Consider the following 24,437-nt stretch of genomic DNA (forward strand, 5'->3'; position numbering starts at 1 on the left):
CCTTTGCAAACGTTGTGCGACGGTTAAGGTGCGCCCTAGTGTTGCGGCAGCCGCGTGTCTGCACAGAACTGCAACGCGTGGCCGACCGTCAGGTTTGTCCCTGCCCTGCGCAGCGACGCGCCAACGATCGTTACCGGAGCCGGCACCAAACCGGCAGGATCGATGGTGAAGAGCACCGGATCGCGGCTCCAGAAGCCCGCCCCGTCGCCGCTTGCCACGAACACCCGCTGGGAGGCAGGCGCTCCGAGGGCGTCGCGCGCATAACTGGCGGCCGAGCACCACATTCCGCGTGCGCCATGCTCGCGGTCGTGCGCGACCAGAAATCCACCCGCAGTTGGCGAGACCGTACCGTAACTCTGCGCCGATGCGGCGAGAACGGAAAGTGGCGCGGCAAATATCAGGGCAGCGAGGGCCAAGGGGTTGCGTTTCACGAGGCTGTCTCCTTTGAGGTTAGAACCGGTCTTCAAGCTCGATCAGGTAGTCTTTGCAAAATTGGTAGGCATGGTGGATCGGCAGCCCCAGCCCCGCATCGCGCACGCTGACGGAATAGGCCTGTTTCGGCGCGACCGGAAGCGTGTCGGCGCGCGTGGTAAACACGACGCCGATCCGGCCCACACCGCTGATCGACGGGCCGCGCGGTGATTTCACGTAGAGCCGTTGATCTGTGGCGGTACCCTGAGCGTAGCGGGCAAAGCTTGCCGCCGCACACCAGATGCCGCGCGCCCCCTCGCCGTGATCTTCTATCACTTCGAAATCGCCGCCATTCAGGGGCACGACATAAAGCTGGTTTTGGGCGCGATAGACCTGCGCTTGCGATTGCGTGGCCACGGCCAGCAGTACGCACGCGAGAACAGAGGGAATTTTGCGCATCTGGAAACCTTTCCTTACCGGTTAGCCCTTAAGATAGGTGTGCAGAGCCAGAGGTCAAAATCACGGCTTCGGCACCTCGCGCGGGCAGGCCGAGGAACTCTTGCGGGATAATGTGGAGGGGGGCAGCTCAAGAAAAAAGGCCGCCCATGAAAGGGCAGCCTTTTGCGTTACTGATCGAGGAAGCTGCGCAGTTTGCGCGAGCGGCTCGGGTGTTTGAGCTTTCGCAAGGCTTTTGCTTCGATCTGACGGATCCGTTCGCGGGTCACGCTGAACTGTTGGCCGACCTCTTCCAGCGTGTGGTCGGTGTTCATCCCGATGCCGAAACGCATCCGCAGAACCCGCTCCTCACGTGGGGTGAGCGAAGCCAGGACCCGTGTCGTGGTTTCCTTGAGGTTTTCCTGAATGGCCGAGTCCAGCGGCAGGACGGCATTCTTGTCCTCGATGAAATCGCCAAGCTGGCTGTCTTCCTCGTCGCCAATCGGCGTTTCGAGCGAGATCGGCTCTTTGGCGATCTTCATCACCTTGCGGACTTTTTCCAAAGGCATTTGCAGCTTCTCTGCCAATTCCTCTGGTGTCGGTTCGCGACCGATTTCGTGCAGCATCTGGCGACCGGTGCGGACCAGCTTGTTGATCGTTTCGATCATATGTACCGGGATACGGATGGTGCGCGCCTGATCGGCGATCGAACGGGTGATCGCCTGACGGATCCACCACGTCGCATAGGTCGAGAATTTGTAGCCGCGACGATATTCAAATTTATCCACGGCCTTCATCAGGCCGATGTTGCCTTCCTGAATAAGATCGAGGAACTGCAGGCCACGGTTTGTGTACTTTTTGGCAATCGAGATCACCAAACGCAGGTTCGCTTCGACCATTTCTTTCTTGGCCTGACGGGCTTCTTTCTCGCCCTTCTGGACCTGCTGCACGATGCGGCGGAATTCCGAGATATCTAGACCGACGTACTGACCGACCTGCGCCATATCTGTGCGTAGCTCATCGACCTTCTCGGAAGAGCGCTCGATGAACATCTGCCAGCCACGACCGGATTTCTCGGCCATCCGCTCCATCCAGTTTGGATCAAGCTCGTAGCCGCGATATTCGTCGACGAATTCCTTACGGTTGATCCGCGCCTGATCGGCGAGCTTCACCATCGCGCTGTCGATCTGCATGATGCGGCGGTTGATGCCGTAAAGCTGGTCGATCAGGGCTTCGATACGGTTGTTGTGCAGGTGCAATTCGTTGACCAACAGCACGATTTCGGCGCGCAGCTTTTGATAGGTCTGTTCCTGCTTTTTCGAAAACGAGCCGTCCTCGTTCAGAGTTGCCGAAATCCGGCTGTCCTGCATCTCGCTCAGCTTGACGTAATCATCGGCGATGATGTCGAGCGCTTCCAGAACCTGCGGCTTGAGCGCAGCTTCCATCGCGGCCAGCGACATGTTGGCCTGTTCGTCCTCGTCGTCGTCATCGTCATCGTCATTGGCGCTGATCGGGTTGCCATCGGCATCCAACTCACTCTTGTCGCCCTCAGATTTGCTATCGGTCGCAACGCCCGGGGCGACCACGGGGGTGGTCTCCTCTTCGTCACCGAGCTGGTTGCCGAATGTCGCCTCAAGGTCGATCACATCCCGCAGCAGAATGTCTTCGGACAGAAGCTCGTCGCGCCAGATGGTGATCGCCTGAAATGTCAGCGGGCTTTCGCACAGCCCTGCGATCATGGTGTTGCGGCCAGCCTCAATGCGCTTGGCGATGGCAATCTCGCCCTCGCGGCTCAACAGCTCGACCGAGCCCATTTCGCGCAGATACATCCGTACCGGATCATCCGTACGGTCGAGCTTTTCCGAGGTGCCCGTCGATAGGGTTACATCGCGGTTGGATTCGGTTGTCGCCAGCTCGGTGGAGCCTTTGTCCTCGTCCTCGGCGTCTTCGTCCTCGATGATGTTGATGCCCATTTCGGACAACATCGACATCACGTCTTCGATCTGTTCGGAGGACACCTGATCGGGCGGCAGGACCGTGTTAAGCTGATCGTAGGTGATATAGCCCTTTTCACGGGCCTCACCGATCATCTTTTTAACGGCGGCCTGACTCATGTCCAGCGAATGACCGCTGTCGTTGTCGTCGGTCTTCTGGTCTTCGTTGGTGTCTTTGGCGGCCATGAGATGCTCCTCCAGCGAAAGCGTGCGAATCACCTGACAGGTGATTCGTTTTTCGAATCATGCGGGGTTCTGGGTGATTCTTAAACCCGTCCTACCGCTTTTTCCTAAAGTTCGGACTAAAAGGCCACGGGGTCAGTCGCCCGAGGCCTTTGTCTTATTGTATTTGATGCCCCCCAGCAGCTTGTCAAACTCGCTGCGTTCGTCGCGACTTAGAAGTGCGCCGTTATCGCCCACGTCATATTCCGCACTGTCTTCCTGCCCTGAACGCTGGGCGCGATCTGCGGCGCGGGCAGCCTCGCTTAGCCGCCATGTCACCCCTTCATCTGCCACACCGCTCAGGTCCTGCGCGGCTTCTGCAATTTCCGCGCTCAATCCGCGCGCGGCCATCAGCTTGGCCAATTCCTCGGCCACCGTCATCCGCGACAGGTCAGCGTTGCCAGGGTTACGGATACAGGGCGTTATGGCCACATGGCGCTGCGCGCGCAGATTTTCAAGGGTTCCCGTGCCCAGAACGCTCTCAATTTTTTCGCGCAACACCTCTGCGCCGGCATGGCCGTGGCGCAACATCATGTCGCGCATCACCGCATGATCACGGTCCTGACAGGACATTGCCTCCAGTCCGTTATCAAAGTCCTCGATGATTTCAGGGCAGCCCGCCAGCACCGCAAGGATCACCCCCTCGCGCAGATGCTCCGAGGCCGTCTCGTCGGTCGTCACGAGCACTGACGACTTGGTGCTGGGCATCGGCGGCTCGGGCGGTGGCTGCCATTTGCCCCCGACCCTGCTGCCCGCCGCACGCGGTGGTCGCGGCCCTGCCCCGCTCATGCGCTGCGGGCGAAACAACTGCCAACGCAGGTCCTTGATCTCTTGCCCGTAATGGCTGCGGATCGAGGGATCCTTGATCAACTTGATCTTCTCGCGCAGCGATTTATCCAGCGCCGCTTTCCGCTCGGGGCTGTCAAATACGCGGCCCTCGGTCTCGCGCTGCCACAACAGCCGTACCATCGGCATCGCGGCATCCAACAGCTTCTGCAACGCGCCAGCGCCTTGGGCTTTCAGCAAATCATCTGGGTCCTGCCCCTCCGGCATCACCGCAAAGCGCAACGACTGCCCCGCCTCCAGCAACGGCAAAGCCAGATCAATCAAGCGCAGTGCCGCCCGTTGCCCTGCCGTATCCCCGTCCAGCGTAATGATCGGCTCCGGCGCGATGCGCCACAACATCTGCAACTGGTTTTCGGTGATCGCGGTGCCCAGCGGCGCCACCGCTGCCTCAAAGCCCGCAGAATGGAGCGCGATCACGTCCATATAACCCTCGGCCACAATCAGCGGCTGCCCCTGCCCTGCTGCCACCCGTGCCTCGCGCACGTTGTAAAGGCTCCGACCCTTATCAAACAGCACGGTCTCGGGGGAGTTAAGGTATTTGGCCTTGTCGTCGGGATCCATCGCGCGCCCGCCAAAAGCAATCGCGCGCCCCCGCGCATCACGGATCGGAAAGATGATCCGCCCGCGAAACGTATCATAAGGCTTGCCGCCCTTGGAGGAAGGTTTGGCCAGCCCCGCCGCGAGGATCAACTCATCGGCGATCCCCTTGGCTTTCAACGCGTCCCACAAGCCCTGCCAGGCATCAGGGGCAAAGCCGATCTCCCATCGCTCCAACGCCGCAGGCTTCAAGCCGCGCCGCTCCAGATACCCCCGCGCTTCGGCTGCGACACCGGTCTTTAACTGCAACCGGAACCAGCGCACGGCCTCTTCCATCACGGCGGCCAACTCATCGCGCGTATCGGCTTTTTGCTGGGCCCGCGGGTCTTGCTTGGGCACCGGCATCCCTGCCTCGCGCGCCAAAATCTCCACCGCTTCCATAAAGCTTACATTCTCGGTTTCACGCACAAACGAGATTGCATCGCCCTTGGCATGGCAGCCAAAGCAATAATAGAATCCCTTGCGGTCATCGACATGGAAACTGGCAGATTTTTCCTGATGGAACGGGCATGGCGCCCACATGTCACCCTTGCCCTGATTGGACTTGCGCGCATCCCATTGAACCTTGCGTCCCACGACCTGAGACAGGCTCGCACGGCCACGTAGTTCATCTAAAAATCCAGGGGGCAGGCTCATGGTTCTTTATATTGCGCCGAACCGTTCAGAGTCCAGATGCCGCCGGCTTGTTCACGTGGCCAAATAAACTCCGGGGGGCCGTGCCCCAGCACGGCGGGGGCAGCGCCCCCTCCCCCCTCTTCTCACTGCGCCAGACACATCTCTTTCCATGCCGCCGCCAAATCCTGCTCTTTCACATCGCGCATTTTCATCTCGTAAATCCACGGCGTCACAAGCGGGATCGCGGTGTTAAAGCTCTCCGGCCATGTCGCCTGCGCGACCACCTTACCCTGCACATCGCGTTCTTTCACACGGTCAATCCGTGCTTGCCGTACCGCGCCGACAACCGAGGCTTGATGCACACAAGTGGTTTCTTTGTCGGCCTGCGCAAGCGCCGGACCCGAGACGACAAACAAACCGGCGGCAACTGCCAGCATTGAAATTTTTACCATTAGATCGCTCCACGTTGTACAAGTCACTATAACGGGATTCGGGCCCCGCGACGCCAGATTAACCGCGCGCCGCCACCGCTGCCATAGCCTGTTTCAGATCGTGCGAGAGCGTGCCTGCCATCGAGCGGAATACGAGGATCAGAAAACTGTCCTTGCCGGTACGGGTGATTGACGCCGACATATGCATGACCTGCGTGCGGATGCTATGCCCGCGCTTGAATGCCCCCTCGCGTAGATCGACCGGCACCAACCGCGCCAGCACATCTACCGCCGCCGCCCCGCTTAATGACACCGCCGCCCACGCGTCCAAGACATCGACGCTGGCGCCGTGGTCTGCAAGCGATGCGTCCGGCGCGGGACCGATCAACAGTGCCTCGCCGCGCCCGAACCAGATGCACCGCCCGCCGTCCTTGCCCGTGGCGCGGTTCGGTTTGGGAAATCCCAGGCCATGCGCGGCGCTTAACGCCTCCGTCATTCCCGCCTCCGCCCCGAACGGCGCCAAGACAGTCAAATGGCCCAAATCGACTTCGACCAGTGCCGACCGCCCGATGCTGACATCCAGCCGCTCTGCCCAAGGCCGCGCTGCTTGTAATTCACCCACGGGTGCGTCCTCCCTCTGGATCGACAAATACCGGTGCGCAGATTTCAACCTCTGCTTCCAAGCCGCGCAGATGATCGACCATGCGCATCGCCTCGCCATAGCGTTCCGGCCCGCGCTGCACGAAGCCAAGCCCGATAAAGGTTCCAACATCTGGCGAGAACCCGACCGAAGTGACATAGCCCTGATCGTTCTCGGCCACAGCCTCCGCTCCGCTGTCAAACAAATGCGCTCCTGCGCTCAACTGCTTGACCGCCCCGATAGGACGCAGCCCCACCAGTTGCTCCCGCTCGGGGTCCATCAGGCCCGGCCGCTCTGACATGGTCTTGCCAATACAGTCCTTCTTGTCCGACACCATCCGTCCCATGCCAATATCGAACGCGGTGGTGCGCCCGTGGATTTCCGCATGGGTGATATGGCCCTTCTCGATGCGCAGCACATTCAGCGCCTCCATCCCGTAGGCACCGCCACCCAAGCCTTCGGCGCGGCGCACCAGTTCGCCAAACAGGCTTGCGCCATAGCGGGCTGGCACGGCAACCTCATAGGCATGCTCGCCCGAAAACGAAATCCGGAACAGGCGTCCCGCAACCCCGAGGACGGTGGCAGGCCCGCAGGCCATGAACGGCCAGCTTTCATTGTCGATCGGCTGATCCAACAGCCCGTTCACCAGCGTCCGCGCCTGCGGCCCCGCCACAGCAAACTGCGCCCAGTGTTCCGTGACCGAAGTTATTTTCACCTGCCATTCGGGATGCAAACACTGGGTCACAAACTCCAGATGCCGCATCACTGCCCCTGCCGCAGCCGTGGTGGTGGTCATCAGATACCGGGTCTCGCCCAAGCGCGCGCAGGTGCCGTCATCCATCACATGACCGTCTTCGCGCAGCATCAGGCCATACCGCACCCGTCCGACCTTCAGCGTCGAGAACATATTGGTGTAGACGAAATCCAGCAGCGCCGCCGCGTCCGGTCCCTGAATGTCGATCTTGCCCAATGTCGAGACATCGCAAACCCCGACGGTATTGCGCACAAACCCCACCTCACGGTCGCAAGATTGCCGCCATGTGCGCTCATCGCCGCGCGGGAAGTAACTGGGCCGATACCATAGCCCCGCTTCGATCATCGGCGCACCCATCCGCACACTCTGGGCATGGCTGGTGGTCAGCCGTTCGGGCGCAAAACCCTTACCCTGCGCGCCCGCGCCCATCGCTGCAATCGCTACCGGAACATAGGGCGGGCGGAAGGTCGTGGTGCCCGTCTCGGGGATACCGCGCCCCGTCGCATCCGCCAGCACCGCCAAAGCCATCACGTTCGAGCTTTTGCCCTGATCCGTCGCCATGCCCTGCGTGGTATAGCGCTTCATATGTTCGACCGAACGGAAGTTCTCAACCGCCGCCTGCTTGACGTCCTTAACCGATACGTCGTTCTGAAAATCAAGCCAGGCACGTCCTTTGCCCGCGACAGCCCAAAGCGGCGACAGGTTGTAAGGTGAATCCTCGGCTTGCGGCAAATCCACCGCCGCAATTTTGCGCCCCAAAGCGCCCAGCGCGGCAACGGCAGCTTGCTGCCCCGCCTCCAGACAGCCATGTGTCGAAAACACCCCGTTACAGGCGCCAGCCGCCGTCATATCAGGCACCGATCCTACAGTAGGCACGAATGCCTGAATCGCTGGGCTCCACGTCGGGCGGCCATTCATATGACAGGTCATATGCACCGTCGGGTTCCACCCGCCCGATACCGCAAGGCAATCGGCCTGAATGTTTACAATCCCGCTGGTGGTGCGCAGCGAAATGCTCTCCAACTCCATGCGGCCGCCCGAATTGCATACTTGCGCGCCGCGATAGACCGGATAATCCGTGCCTTCGATGTCGGCATCATGGCGGCTGTCGATCACGGCGGCGACATGCACGCCTGCCGCGCGTAAATCCCGCGCCGTGCGATGGGCATCGTCATTATTGCCAAAAATCGCCACCTGCTTGCCGGGACTAACCCCCCAGCGGTTTAGATAAGATCGTACCGCGCTTGCCGTCATGATGCCCGGTCGGTCGTTGTTCTGAAACGCAACAGGTCGCTCCAGCGCGCCTGCTGCCAGAATGCTCTGCCGTGCGGCGATGCGCCAGAATGTCTCCAGCGGTGCCGCGCCTCTGAGCGGCCTGTGCTGCGAAACCCGCTCCACCGCACCGTACATGCCGCCGTCATAGGCGCCTGTCACAGTGGTGCGCGTCATCAACCGCACATTCTCCATCGCGGCCAGTTCCGCAACCGTCTCGGCAGCCCAGATGTGGCCGGGCTTGCCTGCAACCTCCAAGGTCTCGGCATTCAGCCGCCCGCCCATCAACGCGTCTTCATCGGCCAAGATCACATCTGCCCCCGACCGCGCCGCTGTCAGTGCCGCCATCAACCCCGCAGGTCCGGCGCCGATCACCAAAAGATCACAGAACGCATAGGCCCGTTCATAGGTGTCGGGGTTATGCGCACCGCTGAGCGCCCCCAAACCCGCCGCTTTGCGAATGATCGGCTCATAGACCGCTTCCCAAAACTTCTTCGGCCACATGAAAGTCTTGTAATAAAATCCAGCACCCAGAAATCCGGACGCCAGATCGTTGACTGCCATCACATCAAACCCGAGGCTCGGCCAAGCGTTCTGGCTGCGGGTTACCAAACCGTCGTAAATTTCCTGAACCGTCGCACGCACGTTCGGCTCGGCCTGCGCGCCGCTTCCGGTGGTGATCAGCGCATTGGGCTCCTCGCTGCCTGCGGTTATAACCCCACGCGGGCGGTGGTACTTGAACGACCGCCCCATCAGGCGCACCTCGTTGGCCAGCAGCGCCGAGGCCACGGTATCCCCGGCAAAACCGGCATAGCTGGTGCCGTCAAACCGGAAAGAGACAGGTTTGCTCCGGTCAACCAACCCCTTGTTCGCAACCCTCATCGTGCGGCTCCCTTGACGTCCGCGGCCAGCGCGACCTCGAAAATCTTGTGGCTGACTGTGTCACGGGTCACCACGACCCACGCGCCACAGCCGCCTTCATGGTGCCAAAGGTCCCGCGTTCGGCCTGCGGGGTTCTCGCGCAAATGCAGGTAGTCTTCCCAAACCGCCTCCTCGGCGTCCGGTGCCGGACGATCAAGCGTCACAGCAGCACCCTGATAATAATACTCGCGCCGGTCGCGGTCGCCACAGATCGGACAGTTGATCCTCATGCCACATCCCCTCGGGACCGCAACGGGCCCCCCTTCATTTGGCTAAGTAAACTCATCTCAGCGGCCGATCCGAACAGCACCGTCAAATAGACAGGCCGCCCCTTAATGCAGGTTATGTTGCGCACCGGTCGCCTCCTCGTCCATCAGGCCATAGCCGGTACGGAACCGGTCGAGCCTGAATTTCGCCGCTGGTCCGTGATGATCCCCCGTAGCCATCAGATGCGCGAAGGAGAAACCGGACCCCGGCACCGCCTTGAAGCCGCCGTAACACCAGCCGCAATCGATGAACAATCCCTCGGTATCGGTCTTGTCGATGATCGGACTGCCGTCGGGTGTCATGTCCATGATCCCGCCCCAAGAGCGCAAGACCTTGGCCTTGCCGATCATCGGCATGAGGGTCATTCCGGCCTCCATCACATGCTCCATCATCGGCATGTTGCCACGGCTGGCGTAGGAGGCATAAAAATCCAGATCGCCGCCAAACACCAAGCCGCCCTTGTCAGACTGGCTGATATAGAAGTGCCCCATACCAAAGCTGACCACATGGTCGATCACCGGTTTCAGCCCTTCGGTCACGAAGGCTTGCAAGACGTGGCTTTCAATGGGCAGGCGCATCCCCGCCATCGCGGCTACCTGCCCCGAGCGGCCCGCTACAACGATGCCGACCTTCTTGGCGCGGATCGGGCCACGTGTGGTCTGCACGCCGCGGACCTTGCCGTTTTCAATGTCGATGCCTGTGACTTCGCATTGCTGGATCAAATCCACCCCGCGCTGGTCGGCCCCGCGCGCATAGCCCCATGCCACCGCATCATGCCGCGCCGTGCCGCCGCGCCGGTGCAGCAAACCGCCATAGACCGGAAAGCGGGCGTTATCGAAATCCAAGTAGGGCAGCATCCGCTTTACCGCCGCACGGTCCAGCAGCTCCGCGTCATCGCCCTGCCCGATCATCGTGTTGCCACGCCGCGCGAAGGCATCGCGCTGGCCGTCGGAATGGAACAGGTTGATGATCCCGCGCTGGGAATGCATCACGTTATAGTTCAGATCCTGCTCCATCCCCTCCCAGAGCTTTAGCGAGTGGGAATAGAACTCGGAGTTGCCGGGCATGCCGTAGTTTGCGCGCACGATCGTGGTGTTGCGCCCGACGTTACCGCCACCCAGATAGCCCTTTTCCAGAACGGCGATGTTGGTCATGCCGTGGTTTTTGGCGAGGTAGTAGGCCGTCGATAACCCGTGACCGCCGCCGCCAATGATGATCGCGTCATACTCGGCCTTGGGTTCGGGATCGCGCCAATGCGGAGCCCAGCCCTTGTTGCCGGTCAACCCTTCGCGCAACACGCGCCATCCTGAAAACCGCATAAGTCATTTCCTTCTGGACTGTCGTGATGACTAAACCAAACCCGCCTACCAGTAGCAATGTCTCATGCTTTGGTTGCGGCGGTTCGCGCCACCGTTTTGTCCGGCAGCGACGCTCTAGAGGGTATGCAGTGAATTTAGGGTAGGATCGGCGTGGTGGGACGCTACAGGAAAGGCGGGGGTGCAGCCCCCGGACCCCCGGAACATTCATGATCTAAAAGAGTAAGGGATTTATATGTGTGACGGTCAAGGGCAACCGTCAGGCCGAAGGCGGCAGGGCTAGGTCCGCGCCTTCGGCGACCATTTGGCATCAGCGCCGTTCAGGGCTGCTTGCAGGGGCGGTCGGGGTATCTTCGCTCAGCGTGTCGATCGCGAGGTTACCGACCTGGCGGCGCAGATATTCTTGTTGGTCGATGCGGATGTTGCGCTCGATGCGGCGGTTGTCGTGCAGCCTATCGGCGCCGAAGTCATGATGCATTCGGGTCATCTCAATACTCCGTGATTGCTGTCGCCGGCGGGGTGTCAGGACCGTCCCGATCCCCCCGACATATCAGCAACCCCAAATACTGCGGAGCGGTTCCCGCTGAAGGGGAAGTGGGGGCAGCAATCGGCGAATTGCTGCCCCTCACATTGGCTTGTCGCGGTTAAAGGCCCTTGGCGCGGTAGCTGGCAGCGACTTTGCGGATCGAAACCAGATAGGCGGCGGTGCGCAGGTCTTCCACGTCATCGCGGCCATGCCAGACTTCGGCCATCGACAGATAGGCGGTCTGCATCGTATCATCGAGACCGGAACGCACCAGCTCCAACTCACCCGCCCCTTTCAGGTATTTCTCCTTAAAGTTCGGGCTGAGGGTCCAGCCAAGCTGTTTGTCGGCGCTCAAACGTTCCAGTTCGTCGACGACCAACTGGTGGCGTGCCTCCTCTTGACGGCGCTGCATGCGGCCAAACCGGATGTGGCTGAGGTTTTTCACCCACTCGAAGTAGGACACGGTAACACCACCCGCGTTGGCATAAAGATCGGGGATGATCACGATGCCTTTCTTGCGCAGCACATCATCAGCACCAGCGGTGACAGGACCATTGGCCGCTTCGACGATCAGCGGCGCTTTGATCCGGTCGGCATTGCTGAGGTTGATCACCCCTTCCAGTGCGGCGGGGATCAGGATGTCGCAAGGCGCTTCGAGCAGATGGGCGCCCTCCACGGTCATCGAGGCATTGGGGTAGCCCTTGATGGTGCCGTGCTCGGTGATCCACTGGTGCACCGCCTCGACATTCAGACCTTTTTCGTCGTGCAACGCGCCGTCACGCTCAATGATCGCGGTCACGATACAGCCATCTTCCTCGCTCAGGAACTTGGCGGCGTGATAGCCCACGTTGCCCAGACCCTGAATGATCACCTTCTTGCCGGCGAGCGTGCCGGTCATCCCGGCCTTCTTCAACCCTTCGGGATCGCGGAAGAACGCGTGCAAGGCGTATTGCACGCCGCGTCCTGTGGCTTCGGTGCGGCCCTGAATGCCGCCCGCGTTGATCGGCTTGCCCGTGACACAGGCATTGCCGTTCAGCTCGGTCGTGTTCATGCGCTTGTACTGGTCAGCAATCCACGCCATCTCGCGCTCGCCCGTGCCCATATCAGGGGCGGGCACGTTTTGCGCGGGGTTGATCAGGTCGCGTTTGATCAACTCATAGGCAAAGCGGCGGGTGATCAATTCCAGCTCGTGTTCATCATACTCGCGCGGGTCGATGCACAAGCCGCCTTTGGAGCCGCCAAACGGTGCCTCTACCAGTGAACATTTATAGGTCATCAGCGCGGCCAGCGCCTCGACCTCGTTCTGGTTCACACCAAGCGAATAGCGGATGCCGCCCTTGACCGGCTCCATATGTTCGGAGTGGACCGAGCGGTAGCCGGTGAACGTCTGGATCTGGCCGCGCAGGCGCACGCCAAAGCGCACGGTATAGGTTGCGTTACAGACCCTGATCTTTTCCTCCAGGCCCGGTGGCAGGTCCATCAACGCAACGGCGCGATTGAACATCAAATCCACACTGTCGCGGAAACTGGGCTCATTGGCGGGATTCATCGGTCACTCCTAAACTGAATCAACGAACGACTCACCCCGAGGTCAGCCGTTCTGGCGCACCCTAGTCGCCAAGTTTGCAAACTGCGACTTTTTTAATCACTTAAGCTGATTCGGGGGGATTTGCGCCCAATCCACCCCCTGCTCGGAGATTGTGCCAATAGCGGAAACAGCGCCCCAGGGCGCTTTCGCAAAAAGCCTTCTAATTGGTTAAAATGTGACACTTAGCCCTGTTTTGGCCCCATTTTGGCCGCGTTCGGACGTCAACCTACAGTGACAGAATTATTGCTATAGCGCCGCCGCTCTGCGCTGACCCGTCCCAAAACGAGGTGTATGAAGATGCCTAACCAATCTCGGATTCCGCATGCCAGAACCTTTGTGTCCTGGCATCATCCCAAGCGCTTCCTGCGTGCCGAAGACGGCGCCGTTACGATCTTCGCCCTGTTCATGGTTCTCATCATGCTGATGGTCGGCGGCATCGGCGCTGACCTCATGCGCAACGAGATGGAGCGCACACGCCTTCAGGCGGTATCGGACCGCGCTGTTCTGGCTGCGGCAGATCTGGATCAGACCTTGACCCCTGAGGATGTCGTGCGCGACTATTTCGCCAAATCCGGCATACCCGCAGAATACGTGTCGAAGGTCACGGTGGAGGAAGGGCTCAACTACCGCACCGTGCAGGTCGATGCTTCGGCCTCGATGCAAACCCAGTTTATGCACATGATGGGCGTGGACCGTCTGACGGTCGCAGGCCGATCGAAAGCCGAAGAAAAAATCGCCAAAGTCGAGATTTCTATGGTGCTCGATATTTCGGGGTCGATGGCAAACAATAGCAAGCTGGTGAATTTGCAAGACGCAGCAGGCGTGTTCATCGACACGGTCCTCAAGCCCGAGAACCAAGACCTGATCTCGGTCTCTGTTGTGCCCTATTCGGAGCATGTGAACGCAGGCCCGCTGATCGCCAGCCGCCTGAACGTCAACACCGTGCACCAATTTGGCGGGGCGGCCCCCTGGGCTGGTGCGCCATCAGGTGTCAACTGTCTAGAAATGCCGGAATCCGAGTTCAATTCGGTCAGCCTCAACAAAGCTCTGTGGTACCAGCAGGTCCAGCACTTCCAGTGGAACTACAGTTCGGCCTATGACGTAACCAATACAGTTTGCCCGCAGTACGAGTACGAGCGGATCATTCCGCTGTCGCAAAATGCCGGCTACCTCAAGCAGCAGATCAACAAGTACCAGCCCCGCGCCGGCACCTCGATTTTTCTGGGCCTGAAGTGGGGCGCGGCAATGCTTGACCCCTCCTTCGCTTCGCTGAGCAATTCGATGGCGGCTGCGGGCAATGTGGATGCGGTTTTCGGTAATCGCCCCGCCGCCTACACCGATCCTGAAACGCTCAAAACCGTTATCTTGATGACGGACGGCCAGAATGACAGATCCTACCGCATCGACTCTTCCGTCTACGCCAACGAGAGCCACTCGAAGCACTGGAGCCAATGGAATTTCCAGTACTACATCAACCGCTACGTCAGCTCACGCGACCGCTATAAATGGTACAACCAGAAATACACGGCCACCTATGGCGATACGCTGCTCGACAATATCTGTGATGCGGCAAAAGCCTCGGGAATTGTGATCTGGTCGGTTGGCTTTGAAGTCACGGACCACGGCGCCGACGAAATGCGCAAATGCGCTTCCTCGCCCAGCCACTTCTTTCGGGTCGAAGGCCGCGACATCACCAAAGCATTTGAGGCCATTGCCCGCCAGATTAATCAGTTGAGGTTGACCCTATGATCACTCGCATCAAAAACCGGTTGCGCCGTTTTGGGCGCAACGAGGATGGATCAGCGCTGGTGATGGAGTTTGTGATCTTCGTGCCGCTGCTGTTCAGTAGCTTCCTGATGGCAGTAGAGTTGGGCATCTATTCCATGCACCAGATTTTTCTGGACCGCGGGCTGGACGTTACCGTGCGCTATATCCGCCTCAACACCAATGTGCCGCTGACCCATGCCCAGCTTAAGGACATGATTTGCGACAATGCCGGATTTCTGGAGGATTGCGACAATTCACTGCGGCTGGAGATGGCCCCGATGAACCCGCGCAACTTTGCCGCCTTTGATGCCACGCCCGACTGTGTCGACACCTCCGAAGATGTGACGCCCATACGCGGGTTTAGCTTGGGCAAAGAACATGAGCTGATGATCTTGCGCGCCTGCGTCAAGTTCCGGCCAGTGTTTCCGACCTCGGGGCTTGGCTATGCGATGGACAAGGATGGTGCAGGCAAGGCGCGGATGCTCTCGACTGCTGCCTTTGTACAGGAGCCTAAGTGATGTGGACTACCATATTTAACCGCCGCCTCGCACAGATCGCCCGCTGCAACTTTCTGCGGCAAGAGGATGGTACCATCGCAATCGAAACGATGATCATCCTGCCGATGCTGTTCTGGACCTATCTGACGATGTTTTCGATCTTCGACTCGTTCGAGACCTACTCCAACAACCAAAAGGCCGCCTATACCATCGGCGACGCCATCTCGCGCGAGACTTTGCCCATCGATGACGCATATCTCAACGGCACGCAGGATCTGTTCGAGTATCTTACCTGGTCCGAAGGCCAGTCGTCTATCCGCGTGTCCTCGCTGTGGTATGATGAGGCAAGCGATAGCATCAAGCGTGACTGGTCCCAGTCGCGTGGATGGGTCGTTGCATTGACCGATAGCGATGTGGTGAATTGGAAAAACCGCCTGCCAGTCATGCCTGATGGCGAACGGGTGGTGGTGGTTGAGACTTGGAGCAACTACACGCCGCCCTTCAAGACGGGGCTGGAAAAAGGCGAGATCCACAACTTCGTCTTTACCCGCCCACGCTATGCACCCCGGGTCTGTTGGGTAAGCTGCGACTAGCCTGGGACGCGTGCGGTTTGGGCAGGATAACAACAGCCCAAACCCGCAGTTTACTTTAGACGGTTGGCATCGATTTCTGTTTCAGGTTGAGGCTCAGGCTGATCGCGCTGGGCCACCAATGCGGCCAGAATTTCGCTCATGAATTTAGTCTGGCTGCCCGGTGTCATGCCGCCAATCCCGATCCGCCGCCCCATGCGCCACCACAGGCCCGGCCGCCAGACCCGCCCTGCTCCGCTGCGGGTCTTGAGCAGAAAACCGTTTGAGGGTTTGAAGGCGAAAAACCCGCGGTCCATCGATTCAATATCTGCTACCTGCGCCAGCACCGTGCCATCGCTGTCGCGCAACTCTGTTTCGGTAAGCTCAACCTGACCAGCGGTGGCACGGCGCATCGCATTTGCCATCCACAAGGCACCAAGGCCCACAACAATCAGAAATATCTGCCAGACCAGCTCCGGCGGGCGCGCAAGTGCGATATAGATCAGCATCACGCCCAAGCCCCCGAGGGCTGCCAGCCCGATCAGACGGCGCCCCGCGGAGGCACGTACAACGGCCAGAACTTCGGTATCGGTGGCTGGTGTCATTGCGCGTTCCCTGCAGGTTTGGCCTTTGCCTACCCTGCCGCACCCCTCAGAGCAAGCGCTGGGCGTGGCTCAGTTCTTGCGCTTGTCGTCGCGATGCTTCGGGCCGCGCTGCAACTCCTGCTCCAACGCATCGGCATAGGCGCGGCGTGCGGTGCTATCCATACGGGTAACCTCGGCCAGCCATGCCGCCTGCGCGGTCTCTTGCACGGCCTCGACGGCGGTCTTTTGCGCTGCCAGTACTTGCCCGGCGCGGGCGGGATCAAACGGCTCGCTGCGCAGCGCCACCAGCATTTCAGTATAAAGCGCACGGCGCGCCTCGCGGGACAGGGCCTTGCTCTGCGGGCCGGACCGCAACGCCTTACCGATGGCGCGCCGCCCGTCTTCGGGCATCGACTGCACATAGGGCGTTGCATAGTCGCGCACCCCCGGCACATGCCGCCCGCCCGGTCCCATCATATCTGCATGACGGTAAGCCGCCCCCGCGAACAGGCCCGCGACCAGCAGGTTTACCGCCAGCGAGACGCCTAGAACATACGGCAAGGCCCGCCGTGTGCGCGTCGTGTGTTGTTCCTGCATCGTGTTATCCCTCGTCCTGATCCCAGCCGAAACCGGCCAGATCCGTGGCCTCGTAGGCCGTGTCGCTTTGTTGCACCAATAACTGCCCCGCCAGATCGGGCAGCCCGTCGGGGGGTGCCACACCCAGCCAGAATCCCAGACAGGAGGCGGTAATCAGCCCGCTCACCGCAGGACCACCGCCGAGCTTGTGCAGCAGCGCGCGAAGACGATCCACGAACCCCAAGGGCTGCGCTTGCGCCGCAGTGGCATCTGCCATAATCCGCGCCATCAAAGCCTCTGACGGCCGGGGCGGATGGGCACGCGCTTGCTCAAACAGCGCCTCAAGCCCGTTATCGCTATCCATGTTGTTCATCATCATACCCCAATGCTTCGCGTTTTCCTGCCAGTGCGGCGCTCAGCGCGCGTTTTCCCCGTGCCGTCAGGCTTTCTACCGCTTCCACTCCGACCTCCAGAATGACGGCGATTTCCGGATTGGCCAAGCCGTCAATATGGCGCAAAACCACCGCTTGCCGTTGCCGGTCCGGCAGGCTGTCGAGGGCGGCCTGCAAGGCGTCCATCCGTGCGGTATCCTGCAGACGCTGGTGCGCGGAAAGTGCCGGATCGGCCGGTTCGGCCACCTCGTCCAGCGGCGTCGAGACCCGCTTGCGCAGCCGGTCGGTACATAGGTTTGCCACCACACGGTAAAGCCATGTCGTTACCTTGGCCTCGCCGCTGCGCCATTCCGGCGCGATCCGCCACAACCGCAAAAGCGCTTCTTGGGTCACATCCTCGGCCTCCGCCGCGTCGCCCAAAACCCGCTGGGCATGGCCGAACAGTCGCGGGGTTAAGCGCACAGCCAAGAGCCGCGCTGCAGCAGGATCCCCCGCCGCATACCGCTGCAACAATGCAGCTTCCGCATCTGCGGTCTGATCCTCGGTTTCGATCTGCATCACCATCAATGGCCAAGTGTGCCGGATGCACACATTCAGGTAAGTGCGCTGGACGCGCAACTTTTGTTAAGTGCGCCGGACGCGCAACTTTTGTTAAGTGCGCCGGACGCGCAACACAAGCGCGTCCGGCTTCTGGCCTACTTCTTGGCGGGCTTGCCATGGCCACGCTTGCCGCCCTCATGGGCTTTGGCAAACTCTTCGGCGCTCAGCGAGCCGTTCTTGTCGGTGTCCAACCGCTCGAGCATTTTTGCCGGATCATGGCGGGCCTGCATCTCGTCCATGGACAGCTTGCCATCCTTGTCCGCATCCATGCGCTCCATCATCTTGCCCATCATTTTACCATGACGGTCGCCCTTATTGCCTTTGCCATCACGGCCATTGGCATCATCGCCTTTGCCTTCATGGTTTTTGCCTTCATGGTCTTTGCCCATGTGACCCATGCCCATGTGGCCTTTACCCATGCGGCCTTTGCCCATGTGCTCTTTGGCCATCGCGGTCAGCTCGTCACTGTTGAGGCTGCCGTCTTTGTCAGCGTCAAACTGCTCCAACATCATGGCAGCACGCTCTGGCGCGGCCTCAGCCATCTTATCGCTGCGCATCTGCGCACGCGCCTCGCCTGCGGCCTTCATCTCTTCCGCATCGAGAAAGCCGTCACCGTTGGTGTCGACCTTGGCGAACCGTGCCTGCGCGTGGGCCTGCATCTCGTCGGGCGTCAGCTGACCGTCATTATTGGTGTCGATTTCGCTGAACTGCGCGGCAGGGTCTGCGACCTTGGCAGACGCAGCACCACCGCCCAATGCGATCAACGCGGTCAGGGCAGCCATTGTCATATTTGCTCGAGGTGTCATTAGGTGTCTCCTTGGTTTTTTATCGAAGGCGGTCTCGTTTTGCCGCTTCGTACTAGGTCAAACGCATGCTAGCCGGCATTCCGTCGGATTTTCTTTAAGAAAAGTTTTTTCCACCCTACCGCGAAGTGTTTGCGACAACGCGCCGCAAGGGCGTGCCCTTTCCTTTTGGCCGGACAACCGCCATCTAGGTCCCATGCCCAAGGAGCCGTGTCCCATGTCCCATACCGATCAGCATCTCGATACCGCCGACGGAGTATCCGACCGCCCGCACTGGCCCGCCATGCGCCGTGGCTGGAGCGGCAAGTGCCCCAACTGCGGCTCTGGCCCCTTGTTGAAAAGCTACCTCAAGGTCAATCACGATTGCACCGTCTGTCGGCAGGAGTTCTACCATCACCGCGCCGATGACGGCCCGGCCTATCTGACAATTCTGATCGTCGGGCATCTGATGGCGCCGCTGCTGCATATCGTTTTTGTGCAATGGCGTCCCGAGCCTCTGACACTGTTCAGCGTTTTTGCGGTTGGCTGCGTCGCGTTGTCCCTCTACCTTCTGCCCAGACTGAAGGGAGCCATGATCGGCTTTCAATGGGCGCGCGCGATGGGCGGTTTCGGCACGACGGGCTGATCCGCATCGGCCCGCGCCTTAGGGAATGGGGCAAAGGGCCAGTATGACCATCGACAAAAGCCAGATCCGCAACGCCGCAACCGTGATCGTGTTGCGCGACCGTCATAGCGATCCGCATATCCTGATGGGCCAGCGCGGTGCCAAGGCCGTATTCATGCCCAACAAGTTTGTTTTCCCCGGCGGAGCCATTGATGTGGGTGATGCGGCGGTGCCGCTGGCCACGCCGCTGCCGCAGACCTGTGCCGACCGCCTTGCAGAAGATGCCGACCCCGCCCTCGCCCATGCGATCGCCGTGGGCGCGATCCGCGAGCTGTGGGAAGAAACCGGTCTGATCCTTGGCCAGCCGGGGCAGTGGGACACGCCGCCGCCCGCCGATTGGGAAACCTTCGCCGCCACCGGCCACTTGCCCCATGCCGCGCCGCTGCAATTTGTCTTTCGCGCCCTGACCCCTCCGGGCCGCCCGCGCCGCTTTGACGCGCGGTTCTTTTTGGTTGATGCGGACGATATCGCCACCGATCTCGACAATTTTGACGCCGCCTGCGACGAGCTTTCGCACCTGCAATGGGTGCCGCTGGCCAAAGCGCGGTCCTTCGACATGCCGTTCATCACCGAAGTGGTCCTGGCCGAGGTGGAGGCCCGCGCCCGCGACACCAATCCCCCCGCTTCTGTACCGTTCTTCAAAAATAACGATGAAGAAAGCCTGTTTTTGCGTCTGCGCGGGCACCGCATGGCCGACTAAACGGTCCTAACTTTCCCAGTACAAATTTCGCCTGATTTTTGGTATGCTGCGCGACGTCTGAACCTTTGACCCTTTGAGACCGGTGGCAACTGCACAACCTAAACCAAGCAGCCCCACCTGTCTTCGGTACGTGTGTTGACCAGTGCAGAGCTGTTGGCTCGTGGAAATTTCCGCATCATCGCGGAACAACGAGGGGCACATCATGAAATCTATACCAACACTATTTTTTGCCACTGCCGTTCTCGCGGCGATCTGCGGCATGATCTGGGGTATCCAGATGGCCGCGACGGGTGATCACTTGCTGTCACCGGCGCATGGTCACCTCAACCTGATCGGTTTTGTCGTGATGGCCGTATCGGGCACCTATTACGCGCTCACTCCTGCGGCGGCGGCCTCAAGGTTGGCGCGCACCCATTACATCCTTCTGGTGATCACAGTCTTGCTGCTCGCGCCCGGCATCGCACTGGCAATTACCGGGCGGACCGAGGCACTGGCCCTGATCGGTTCGCTCTTCGCGCTCGGCTCGATGCTGTTGTTTGGCTATATCGTGTTGAAGTTCGGGGTAGGCAGCGCCCCCTTTAACCAAGCGCGCAGCTAACGGCCTAGGCCGGTGCTAGATCACCAACACCAACATCAGGATCGACCCCATCAGCACCGCCATCCCGCCCCATTCGCGCGGGCTGATCCGTTCGTGAAAAAACAAGGTCGTCGCGGCGATGCTGAGCAACAGTTCAACCTGCCCCAGCGCCTTGACATAGGCCGCATTCTGTAAAGTGAAGGCAATGAACCAGCACAGGCTGCCGCCCATTGACGTGAGCCCGATCCAGATCGCGACGCGCCGTGCCTGCCATACCGCGCGCATCTGCCCCGGTTCACGCAGGCGCAGCCAGACTACCATGATCGCGGTCTGCATTGTCACCACCGCAGCAAGCGTAACCAAGGCCCGCAAAACCGGCCCGTCGTCCAATACCGCCAGCGTCGCCCCGCGGTAGGTCACCGCCGAGATCGAGAATAAAAAGCCCGATGCGATGCCCAAGATCGCGGCGCGTTTGTTGATATGCCCCATCCGCCAGCCGCGGGCGTCTTCGCCGCCCGAGAGCAGCAATAATCCCACCACGCCCAGACCGATCGCCACGAACCCCAGCGCTGAGACTCCTTCTCCCAAGACAATCCAGCCCATCATCACGGTCTGGATCACTTCAGTCTTTTTAAAGGTGATCCCCACCGCAAAGTTACGCTGCTTGAACAGCAGAACCACACATATCGTCGCCGCGATTTGCGCCGCCGCACCCGCCAGCCCATAAAGCCAAAAAGCAGGCATAACCGCTGGCAGTGGCCTGCCAGTTACGCCCAATGTCGCCGCCAGCAGCAGCAAAATGAACGGTATAGAATAGAAAAACCGCGAGAACGTCGCACCGCCCGCCGACAGCGTTGCCCTGGCCAGATGTTTTTGTAGCATGAACCGCAGGGTCTGAAAGATCGCAGCCGCGATTGTGACCATGATCCACAGGTCAGGCAGTCGTTGGGTAAGGGACAATTCCATCCCCCGCTATAGGCTCATTCCGGCTTGGGACGCCAGAGAGGATGCGCCACAGGGTCCTTGCGCCGCCACAAGAACTGCCGGAAAACCTCGGCGTAAGACGGGTAGAAATAGCCTTTGTTGCGCCGCAGATAGCGGGCTTTATGCGCGCGATACAGCGCAGGAAGACGGTACCACGACACCCCCGGATGCATGTGATGCACCACATGCAAATTGTTGTTGAGAAACAGTAACGCCAGCGGACCGCGATCCTCGATGATCACCGTCCGTGCCACCGCGCGCTCATGGGCTTGATGCTCCAGAAACGTGCGAATTTTCAGCACTGATAGCGCTCCATAGCAAGCCAGAACATACAGCCAGAGCGGCATGTTCGACAGGCTCACCAGCCACAGCACCAGCACCGCGCCCGGCAGATGCAGCGCCCATTCCCGCGCAACCCGTCCGTCGCCTTGCCGCATTCGTTTCGCATCCGCCGCCCAAAACCCCACCATCCCCAGCGCAGGGCCCACCACCATCCGCCCGAGCAGCGTGTTGTTGAAAGACATGAGACTGCACAACCAATTCGGCAGCCGCGCCCAGACTGCCGGATCGATATAATTGGTCTCGGGGTCCTCATAGGGATCGGTGAGCTTGGGATCGTCGTGATGCGCCAGATGCGTGGTCCGAAACCGCAGGTAGGGTACAAACAACCCCGGCTGGATAAGCCCGAGCAGGGTCGCAGCGCGATCAGAGCGGAACGGATGCCCATGCAACATCTCATGGCTTAACGAGGAATGTAGGGTCAACGCGACCACCAGCCCCAAAAACGACACAACTCCCCACTGGGTAGGCAGCATCAACATCTTCCCCCAAAGCGCCGCACAGCCGATAAACAATGCCAGCGTCGGCCAGTCCCAGCGGATCACCGTCCCCCACAGTCGCACGATACTGACAGGAAAGAGGGTCCTGCGTCGCAATTCTGTACCGGACATCCGAGCCTTTCTTCATTCTGTGAATAAAAATAAGGGTGTGCGCTTATCGCTCGCGGGACAATCTCGATAACAGTTAACAAACACATCATTAGGTGATAAAAATCACCATATGAGCAAATCAGTCACCAAACTTACCCGCGCCGCGCAATTCCGCATCCGCTTCGCGGCGGCAATTGCCAAGTCTGGTCTCACCCAAAGCGCCCTCGCCCGCCGCATCGGGATCGATCGCTCTACGCTATCACAGACCTTAGGGGATGAGGGCGCGCGCCTGCCGTCAGCTCATGTGGTCGGGGCCGCCGCCGCCGTACTTGGCGTATCAAGCGACTGGCTGCTCGGCCTCTCGGACCGCCCCGAATCCGCCGCCGACCTGCTTTCAAACAGTTTCGAGATTTCGCATGCGCCGCGCGCCATGATCGACGAGCAAATCTATGAATGGCACCGCGAATCAGCTGGCTATAAAATCCGTCACGTTCCCGCCACCCTGCCCGACATGTTGAAAACCGATGCCATGCTGGAGTGGGAATACGGCCCCCATCTTGGCCGCACCACCCAGCAGGCCATTAATGCATCGCGGGATCGGCTAAACTGGATGCGAGAGGCGCAATCGGAGTATGAAATCGCGCTGCCGCTCTATGAGTTGGAAAGCTTTGTGCGCGGCACTGGATACTACGCAGGATTGCCCGTGACCACGCGGCTCGCGCAGGCCGACCAACTCTCCGCTCTCAGCCGCAGCCTCTATCCGCGCCTGCGCATCTACCAGTTCGACGCGCGCAAACTCTACTCCGCGCCCGTCACCATCTTTGGTCCGTTGCTGGCAGTGATCTATACCGGCGGCCATTATATGGCATTCCGCGACCGTCAGCGCATCGATACCTTCACCCGCGATTTTGATCTGCTGATCCGCGAAGCCCGCCATACCGCCCGTGATTTTCCCGACGTCCTCAGCGACATGCGCGCCTTGATCCGCTAACCTTCCCTCTGGTCCGGAGCCGCCCTTGCTTGAGATGAGGCAGACAGGGCGGCGACGGCGGCCAAGGAAAATCCACGCGGGGCCCCGCTTGCGGGGATACGTTGATTATCCTTGGGGAAGCCGCCGCCGTTCTGTCAGACCAGATCAAGAAAGGGTGGCGCCGGACCTTCTGGGACGGTGAGACCCGCAGCGCCTCCCCACCAAACAGCGCATTGACCTGTTACCGCTAAACCTTCGGATCAGGGTTCTCTGTATGCCCGTCCACCGCAATCACCTGCCCCGATACCATTCGCGCCTGGTCCGAGGCCAGAAACACCGCCATATCCGCAATGTCCCGCGCCTCGACAAAGGCCCGCATCGAGGTGCCGACCGCATAGCCTTCGTAAACTTGATCGCGGGTCATGCCCTTGGCCGCTGCCTCGCGCGCCAGTACGCCCTCCATGCGCGGCCCTTCGACCGCACCGGGGCAGATCGCATTGGCGCGGATCCCAAAGGGACCAAGCTCCATCGCCAGCGTTTTCATCAACCCGATCACCGCCCATTTCGCCGCCGCATAGGGCGCGCGGTTGGGATAGCCGTAGATGCCCGCAGTGGAGGAGGTCACGGTGATCACCCCGCGCCGCGCCGCCTTCATTAAGGGTGCCGCATATTTCGCCGCCAGAAATGCGCCTTCCAGATTAACGCTGACGCAGGCACGCCAATCTTCCAGCGCAATATCCTCAACCAAGGCCGTCGGCCCTGCGATACCGGCATTGGCACAAAGCACATCAAGCCCGTCCATCTGCGCAAAAACCCCGCGCATCGCCGTCTCGTCCGCCGCCGAGGCAAGGTGCCGCTGCCAGGTGGCAGGGCAATCGGCCAGCGCTTCGGCATCGACATCCGTTACCCAAACCTCATAGCCTGCCGTATCAAGCCCTTCGGCCATGGCACGGCCAATCCCCGCTGCACCGGCTGTGACCAATGCGCGTT

The 24,437-nt window shown here is 60.4% G+C and carries 26 protein-coding genes; 7 read left to right on the forward strand and 19 right to left on the reverse strand.

Features of this window, described 5'->3' with window-relative positions:
* Positions 1–35 precede the first annotated feature (35 nt).
* From BM174_RS00385 to BM174_RS00430, 11 genes are all read right to left on the reverse strand, one after another.
* A complete protein-coding gene (locus tag BM174_RS00385) occupies positions 36–431 on the reverse strand; it encodes a hypothetical protein (RefSeq protein ID WP_093921851.1) in 396 nt (131 codons plus the stop codon).
* Between the two features lie 19 nt (positions 432–450).
* Entirely contained in the window at positions 451–870 is a 420-nt protein-coding gene (locus tag BM174_RS00390) for a hypothetical protein (protein WP_093921852.1), read from the reverse strand.
* 167 nt (positions 871–1,037) lie between these two features.
* Positions 1,038–3,026 carry an RNA polymerase sigma factor RpoD gene (gene rpoD, locus BM174_RS00395; RefSeq protein WP_093921853.1) on the reverse strand — a complete coding sequence of 663 codons (1,989 nt, stop codon included), beginning with the start codon at positions 3,024–3,026 and terminating at the stop codon, positions 1,038–1,040.
* Between the two features lie 132 nt (positions 3,027–3,158).
* Positions 3,159–5,141, reverse strand: coding sequence for a DNA primase (gene dnaG / locus BM174_RS00400; protein WP_093921854.1), 1,983 nt, complete (start codon positions 5,139–5,141; stop codon positions 3,159–3,161).
* Positions 5,142–5,263: 122 nt separating this feature from the next.
* Entirely contained in the window at positions 5,264–5,572 is a 309-nt protein-coding gene (locus BM174_RS00405) for a hypothetical protein (protein ID WP_245766217.1), read from the reverse strand.
* A gap of 58 nt (positions 5,573–5,630) precedes the next feature.
* Positions 5,631–6,173: a sarcosine oxidase subunit gamma gene (locus BM174_RS00410; protein ID WP_245766218.1), complete on the reverse strand. Its 543-nt coding sequence runs from the start codon at positions 6,171–6,173 to the stop codon at positions 5,631–5,633.
* Positions 6,166–9,099, reverse strand: a complete 2,934-nt coding sequence (locus BM174_RS00415) for a sarcosine oxidase subunit alpha family protein (RefSeq protein WP_093921856.1) — start codon at positions 9,097–9,099, stop codon at positions 6,166–6,168. The genes BM174_RS00410 and BM174_RS00415 overlap by 8 nt, the downstream gene beginning before the upstream one ends.
* Positions 9,096–9,368, reverse strand: coding sequence for a sarcosine oxidase subunit delta (locus BM174_RS00420; RefSeq protein WP_093921857.1), 273 nt, complete (start codon positions 9,366–9,368; stop codon positions 9,096–9,098). Before BM174_RS00420 ends, BM174_RS00415 begins: the two co-directional genes overlap by 4 nt.
* 102 nt (positions 9,369–9,470) lie before the next feature.
* A complete protein-coding gene (locus BM174_RS00425; RefSeq protein WP_093921858.1) occupies positions 9,471–10,724 on the reverse strand; it encodes a sarcosine oxidase subunit beta family protein in 1,254 nt (417 codons plus the stop codon).
* Positions 10,725–11,031: 307 nt separating this feature from the next.
* Positions 11,032–11,208 carry a hypothetical protein gene (locus BM174_RS20990; protein WP_177209375.1) on the reverse strand — a complete coding sequence of 59 codons (177 nt, stop codon included), beginning with the start codon at positions 11,206–11,208 and terminating at the stop codon, positions 11,032–11,034.
* 157 nt (positions 11,209–11,365) lie between these two features.
* Positions 11,366–12,796 (reverse strand): Glu/Leu/Phe/Val family dehydrogenase, encoded by a 1,431-nt coding sequence (locus tag BM174_RS00430; RefSeq protein WP_093921859.1) that lies wholly within the window; start codon positions 12,794–12,796, stop codon positions 11,366–11,368.
* A 336-nt stretch (positions 12,797–13,132) separates the two neighbouring features.
* Between BM174_RS00430 and BM174_RS00435 the strand changes: the two genes are divergently transcribed.
* Genes BM174_RS00435 through BM174_RS00445 form a run of 3 tightly spaced genes read left to right on the forward strand, consistent with a single transcriptional unit; the run spans position 13,133 to position 15,692 of the window.
* Complete coding sequence (locus tag BM174_RS00435) at positions 13,133–14,584, forward strand: TadE/TadG family type IV pilus assembly protein (protein ID WP_177209376.1); 1,452 nt, start codon at positions 13,133–13,135, stop codon at positions 14,582–14,584.
* Positions 14,581–15,120, forward strand: coding sequence for a TadE/TadG family type IV pilus assembly protein (locus BM174_RS00440; RefSeq protein ID WP_093921861.1), 540 nt, complete (start codon positions 14,581–14,583; stop codon positions 15,118–15,120). The genes BM174_RS00435 and BM174_RS00440 overlap by 4 nt, the downstream gene beginning before the upstream one ends.
* Positions 15,120–15,692 (forward strand): TadE/TadG family type IV pilus assembly protein, encoded by a 573-nt coding sequence (locus tag BM174_RS00445; protein WP_093921862.1) that lies wholly within the window; start codon positions 15,120–15,122, stop codon positions 15,690–15,692. The genes BM174_RS00440 and BM174_RS00445 overlap by 1 nt, the downstream gene beginning before the upstream one ends.
* A gap of 50 nt (positions 15,693–15,742) precedes the next feature.
* Here the strand turns inward: BM174_RS00445 and BM174_RS00450 are convergent, their stop codons facing one another.
* From BM174_RS00450 to BM174_RS00470, 5 genes are all read right to left on the reverse strand, one after another.
* Complete coding sequence (locus BM174_RS00450; protein ID WP_093921863.1) at positions 15,743–16,273, reverse strand: hypothetical protein; 531 nt, start codon at positions 16,271–16,273, stop codon at positions 15,743–15,745.
* A 69-nt stretch (positions 16,274–16,342) separates the two neighbouring features.
* Positions 16,343–16,849 (reverse strand): periplasmic heavy metal sensor, encoded by a 507-nt coding sequence (locus BM174_RS00455; RefSeq protein WP_093921864.1) that lies wholly within the window; start codon positions 16,847–16,849, stop codon positions 16,343–16,345.
* 4 nt (positions 16,850–16,853) lie between these two features.
* Positions 16,854–17,207 (reverse strand): hypothetical protein, encoded by a 354-nt coding sequence (locus BM174_RS00460; RefSeq protein WP_143092402.1) that lies wholly within the window; start codon positions 17,205–17,207, stop codon positions 16,854–16,856.
* Positions 17,185–17,778, reverse strand: a complete 594-nt coding sequence (locus tag BM174_RS00465; protein ID WP_425442296.1) for an RNA polymerase sigma factor — start codon at positions 17,776–17,778, stop codon at positions 17,185–17,187. Before BM174_RS00465 ends, BM174_RS00460 begins: the two co-directional genes overlap by 23 nt.
* A 137-nt stretch (positions 17,779–17,915) precedes the next feature.
* A complete protein-coding gene (locus BM174_RS00470) occupies positions 17,916–18,626 on the reverse strand; it encodes an EF-hand domain-containing protein (protein WP_093921867.1) in 711 nt (236 codons plus the stop codon).
* A gap of 214 nt (positions 18,627–18,840) precedes the next feature.
* Here BM174_RS00470 and BM174_RS00475 point away from each other — a divergent pair, with 214 nt between their 5' ends.
* From BM174_RS00475 to BM174_RS00485, 3 genes are all read left to right on the forward strand, one after another.
* Complete coding sequence (locus BM174_RS00475) at positions 18,841–19,248, forward strand: DUF983 domain-containing protein (protein ID WP_093921868.1); 408 nt, start codon at positions 18,841–18,843, stop codon at positions 19,246–19,248.
* A 43-nt stretch (positions 19,249–19,291) separates the two neighbouring features.
* Positions 19,292–19,987, forward strand: a complete 696-nt coding sequence (locus BM174_RS00480) for an NUDIX hydrolase (protein ID WP_093921869.1) — start codon at positions 19,292–19,294, stop codon at positions 19,985–19,987.
* A gap of 202 nt (positions 19,988–20,189) precedes the next feature.
* Complete coding sequence (locus tag BM174_RS00485; protein ID WP_093921870.1) at positions 20,190–20,585, forward strand: hypothetical protein; 396 nt, start codon at positions 20,190–20,192, stop codon at positions 20,583–20,585.
* 15 nt (positions 20,586–20,600) lie between these two features.
* Here BM174_RS00485 and BM174_RS00490 read toward each other — a convergent pair whose 3' ends face one another.
* Together BM174_RS00490 and BM174_RS00495 are read right to left on the reverse strand one after the other, a co-directional pair.
* Positions 20,601–21,530, reverse strand: coding sequence for a hypothetical protein (locus BM174_RS00490; protein WP_093921871.1), 930 nt, complete (start codon positions 21,528–21,530; stop codon positions 20,601–20,603).
* 14 nt (positions 21,531–21,544) lie between these two features.
* On the reverse strand, positions 21,545–22,498 hold the full coding sequence (locus tag BM174_RS00495) for a fatty acid desaturase (RefSeq protein WP_093921872.1): 954 nt from the start codon (positions 22,496–22,498) through the stop codon (positions 21,545–21,547).
* A gap of 109 nt (positions 22,499–22,607) precedes the next feature.
* Here BM174_RS00495 and BM174_RS00500 point away from each other — a divergent pair, with 109 nt between their 5' ends.
* Positions 22,608–23,468, forward strand: a complete 861-nt coding sequence (locus BM174_RS00500; RefSeq protein WP_093921873.1) for a helix-turn-helix domain-containing protein — start codon at positions 22,608–22,610, stop codon at positions 23,466–23,468.
* A gap of 226 nt (positions 23,469–23,694) precedes the next feature.
* On the opposite strand, the gene BM174_RS00505 is transcribed toward BM174_RS00500, so the two are convergent.
* Positions 23,695–24,393 (reverse strand): SDR family oxidoreductase, encoded by a 699-nt coding sequence (locus BM174_RS00505; protein WP_245766239.1) that lies wholly within the window; start codon positions 24,391–24,393, stop codon positions 23,695–23,697.
* Positions 24,394–24,437: the final 44 nt, after the last annotated feature.

The organism is Sulfitobacter brevis (genome assembly GCF_900112755.1).
GTDB lineage: Bacteria > Pseudomonadota > Alphaproteobacteria > Rhodobacterales > Rhodobacteraceae > Sulfitobacter > Sulfitobacter brevis.

What these genes read in the sequence shown, in the direction of transcription:
- BM174_RS00390 (WP_093921852.1), bottom strand. Translation starts at nt 870, where the DNA reads ATGCGCAAAATTCCCTCTGTTCTCGCGTGCGTACTGCTGGCCGTGGCC.
- rpoD (WP_093921853.1), bottom strand. Translation starts at nt 3,026, where the DNA reads ATGGCCGCCAAAGACACCAACGAAGACCAGAAGACCGACGACAACGAC.
- dnaG (WP_093921854.1), bottom strand. Translation starts at nt 5,141, where the DNA reads ATGAGCCTGCCCCCTGGATTTTTAGATGAACTACGTGGCCGTGCGAGC.
- BM174_RS00405 (WP_245766217.1), bottom strand. Translation starts at nt 5,572, where the DNA reads ATGGTAAAAATTTCAATGCTGGCAGTTGCCGCCGGTTTGTTTGTCGTC.
- BM174_RS00415 (WP_093921856.1), bottom strand. Translation starts at nt 9,099, where the DNA reads ATGAGGGTTGCGAACAAGGGGTTGGTTGACCGGAGCAAACCTGTCTCT.
- BM174_RS00420 (WP_093921857.1), bottom strand. Translation starts at nt 9,368, where the DNA reads ATGAGGATCAACTGTCCGATCTGTGGCGACCGCGACCGGCGCGAGTAT.
- BM174_RS00425 (WP_093921858.1), bottom strand. Translation starts at nt 10,724, where the DNA reads ATGCGGTTTTCAGGATGGCGCGTGTTGCGCGAAGGGTTGACCGGCAAC.
- BM174_RS20990 (WP_177209375.1), bottom strand. Translation starts at nt 11,208, where the DNA reads ATGACCCGAATGCATCATGACTTCGGCGCCGATAGGCTGCACGACAAC.
- BM174_RS00430 (WP_093921859.1), bottom strand. Translation starts at nt 12,796, where the DNA reads ATGAATCCCGCCAATGAGCCCAGTTTCCGCGACAGTGTGGATTTGATG.
- BM174_RS00435 (WP_177209376.1), top strand. Translation starts at nt 13,133, where the DNA reads ATGCCTAACCAATCTCGGATTCCGCATGCCAGAACCTTTGTGTCCTGG.
- BM174_RS00440 (WP_093921861.1), top strand. Translation starts at nt 14,581, where the DNA reads ATGATCACTCGCATCAAAAACCGGTTGCGCCGTTTTGGGCGCAACGAG.
- BM174_RS00445 (WP_093921862.1), top strand. Translation starts at nt 15,120, where the DNA reads ATGTGGACTACCATATTTAACCGCCGCCTCGCACAGATCGCCCGCTGC.
- BM174_RS00450 (WP_093921863.1), bottom strand. Translation starts at nt 16,273, where the DNA reads ATGACACCAGCCACCGATACCGAAGTTCTGGCCGTTGTACGTGCCTCC.
- BM174_RS00455 (WP_093921864.1), bottom strand. Translation starts at nt 16,849, where the DNA reads ATGCAGGAACAACACACGACGCGCACACGGCGGGCCTTGCCGTATGTT.
- BM174_RS00460 (WP_143092402.1), bottom strand. Translation starts at nt 17,207, where the DNA reads ATGATGATGAACAACATGGATAGCGATAACGGGCTTGAGGCGCTGTTT.
- BM174_RS00465 (WP_425442296.1), bottom strand. Translation starts at nt 17,778, where the DNA reads ATGCAGATCGAAACCGAGGATCAGACCGCAGATGCGGAAGCTGCATTG.
- BM174_RS00470 (WP_093921867.1), bottom strand. Translation starts at nt 18,626, where the DNA reads ATGACACCTCGAGCAAATATGACAATGGCTGCCCTGACCGCGTTGATC.
- BM174_RS00475 (WP_093921868.1), top strand. Translation starts at nt 18,841, where the DNA reads ATGTCCCATACCGATCAGCATCTCGATACCGCCGACGGAGTATCCGAC.
- BM174_RS00480 (WP_093921869.1), top strand. Translation starts at nt 19,292, where the DNA reads ATGACCATCGACAAAAGCCAGATCCGCAACGCCGCAACCGTGATCGTG.
- BM174_RS00485 (WP_093921870.1), top strand. Translation starts at nt 20,190, where the DNA reads ATGAAATCTATACCAACACTATTTTTTGCCACTGCCGTTCTCGCGGCG.
- BM174_RS00490 (WP_093921871.1), bottom strand. Translation starts at nt 21,530, where the DNA reads ATGGAATTGTCCCTTACCCAACGACTGCCTGACCTGTGGATCATGGTC.
- BM174_RS00495 (WP_093921872.1), bottom strand. Translation starts at nt 22,498, where the DNA reads ATGTCCGGTACAGAATTGCGACGCAGGACCCTCTTTCCTGTCAGTATC.
- BM174_RS00500 (WP_093921873.1), top strand. Translation starts at nt 22,608, where the DNA reads ATGAGCAAATCAGTCACCAAACTTACCCGCGCCGCGCAATTCCGCATC.
- BM174_RS00505 (WP_245766239.1), bottom strand. Translation starts at nt 24,393, where the DNA reads ATGGCCGAAGGGCTTGATACGGCAGGCTATGAGGTTTGGGTAACGGAT.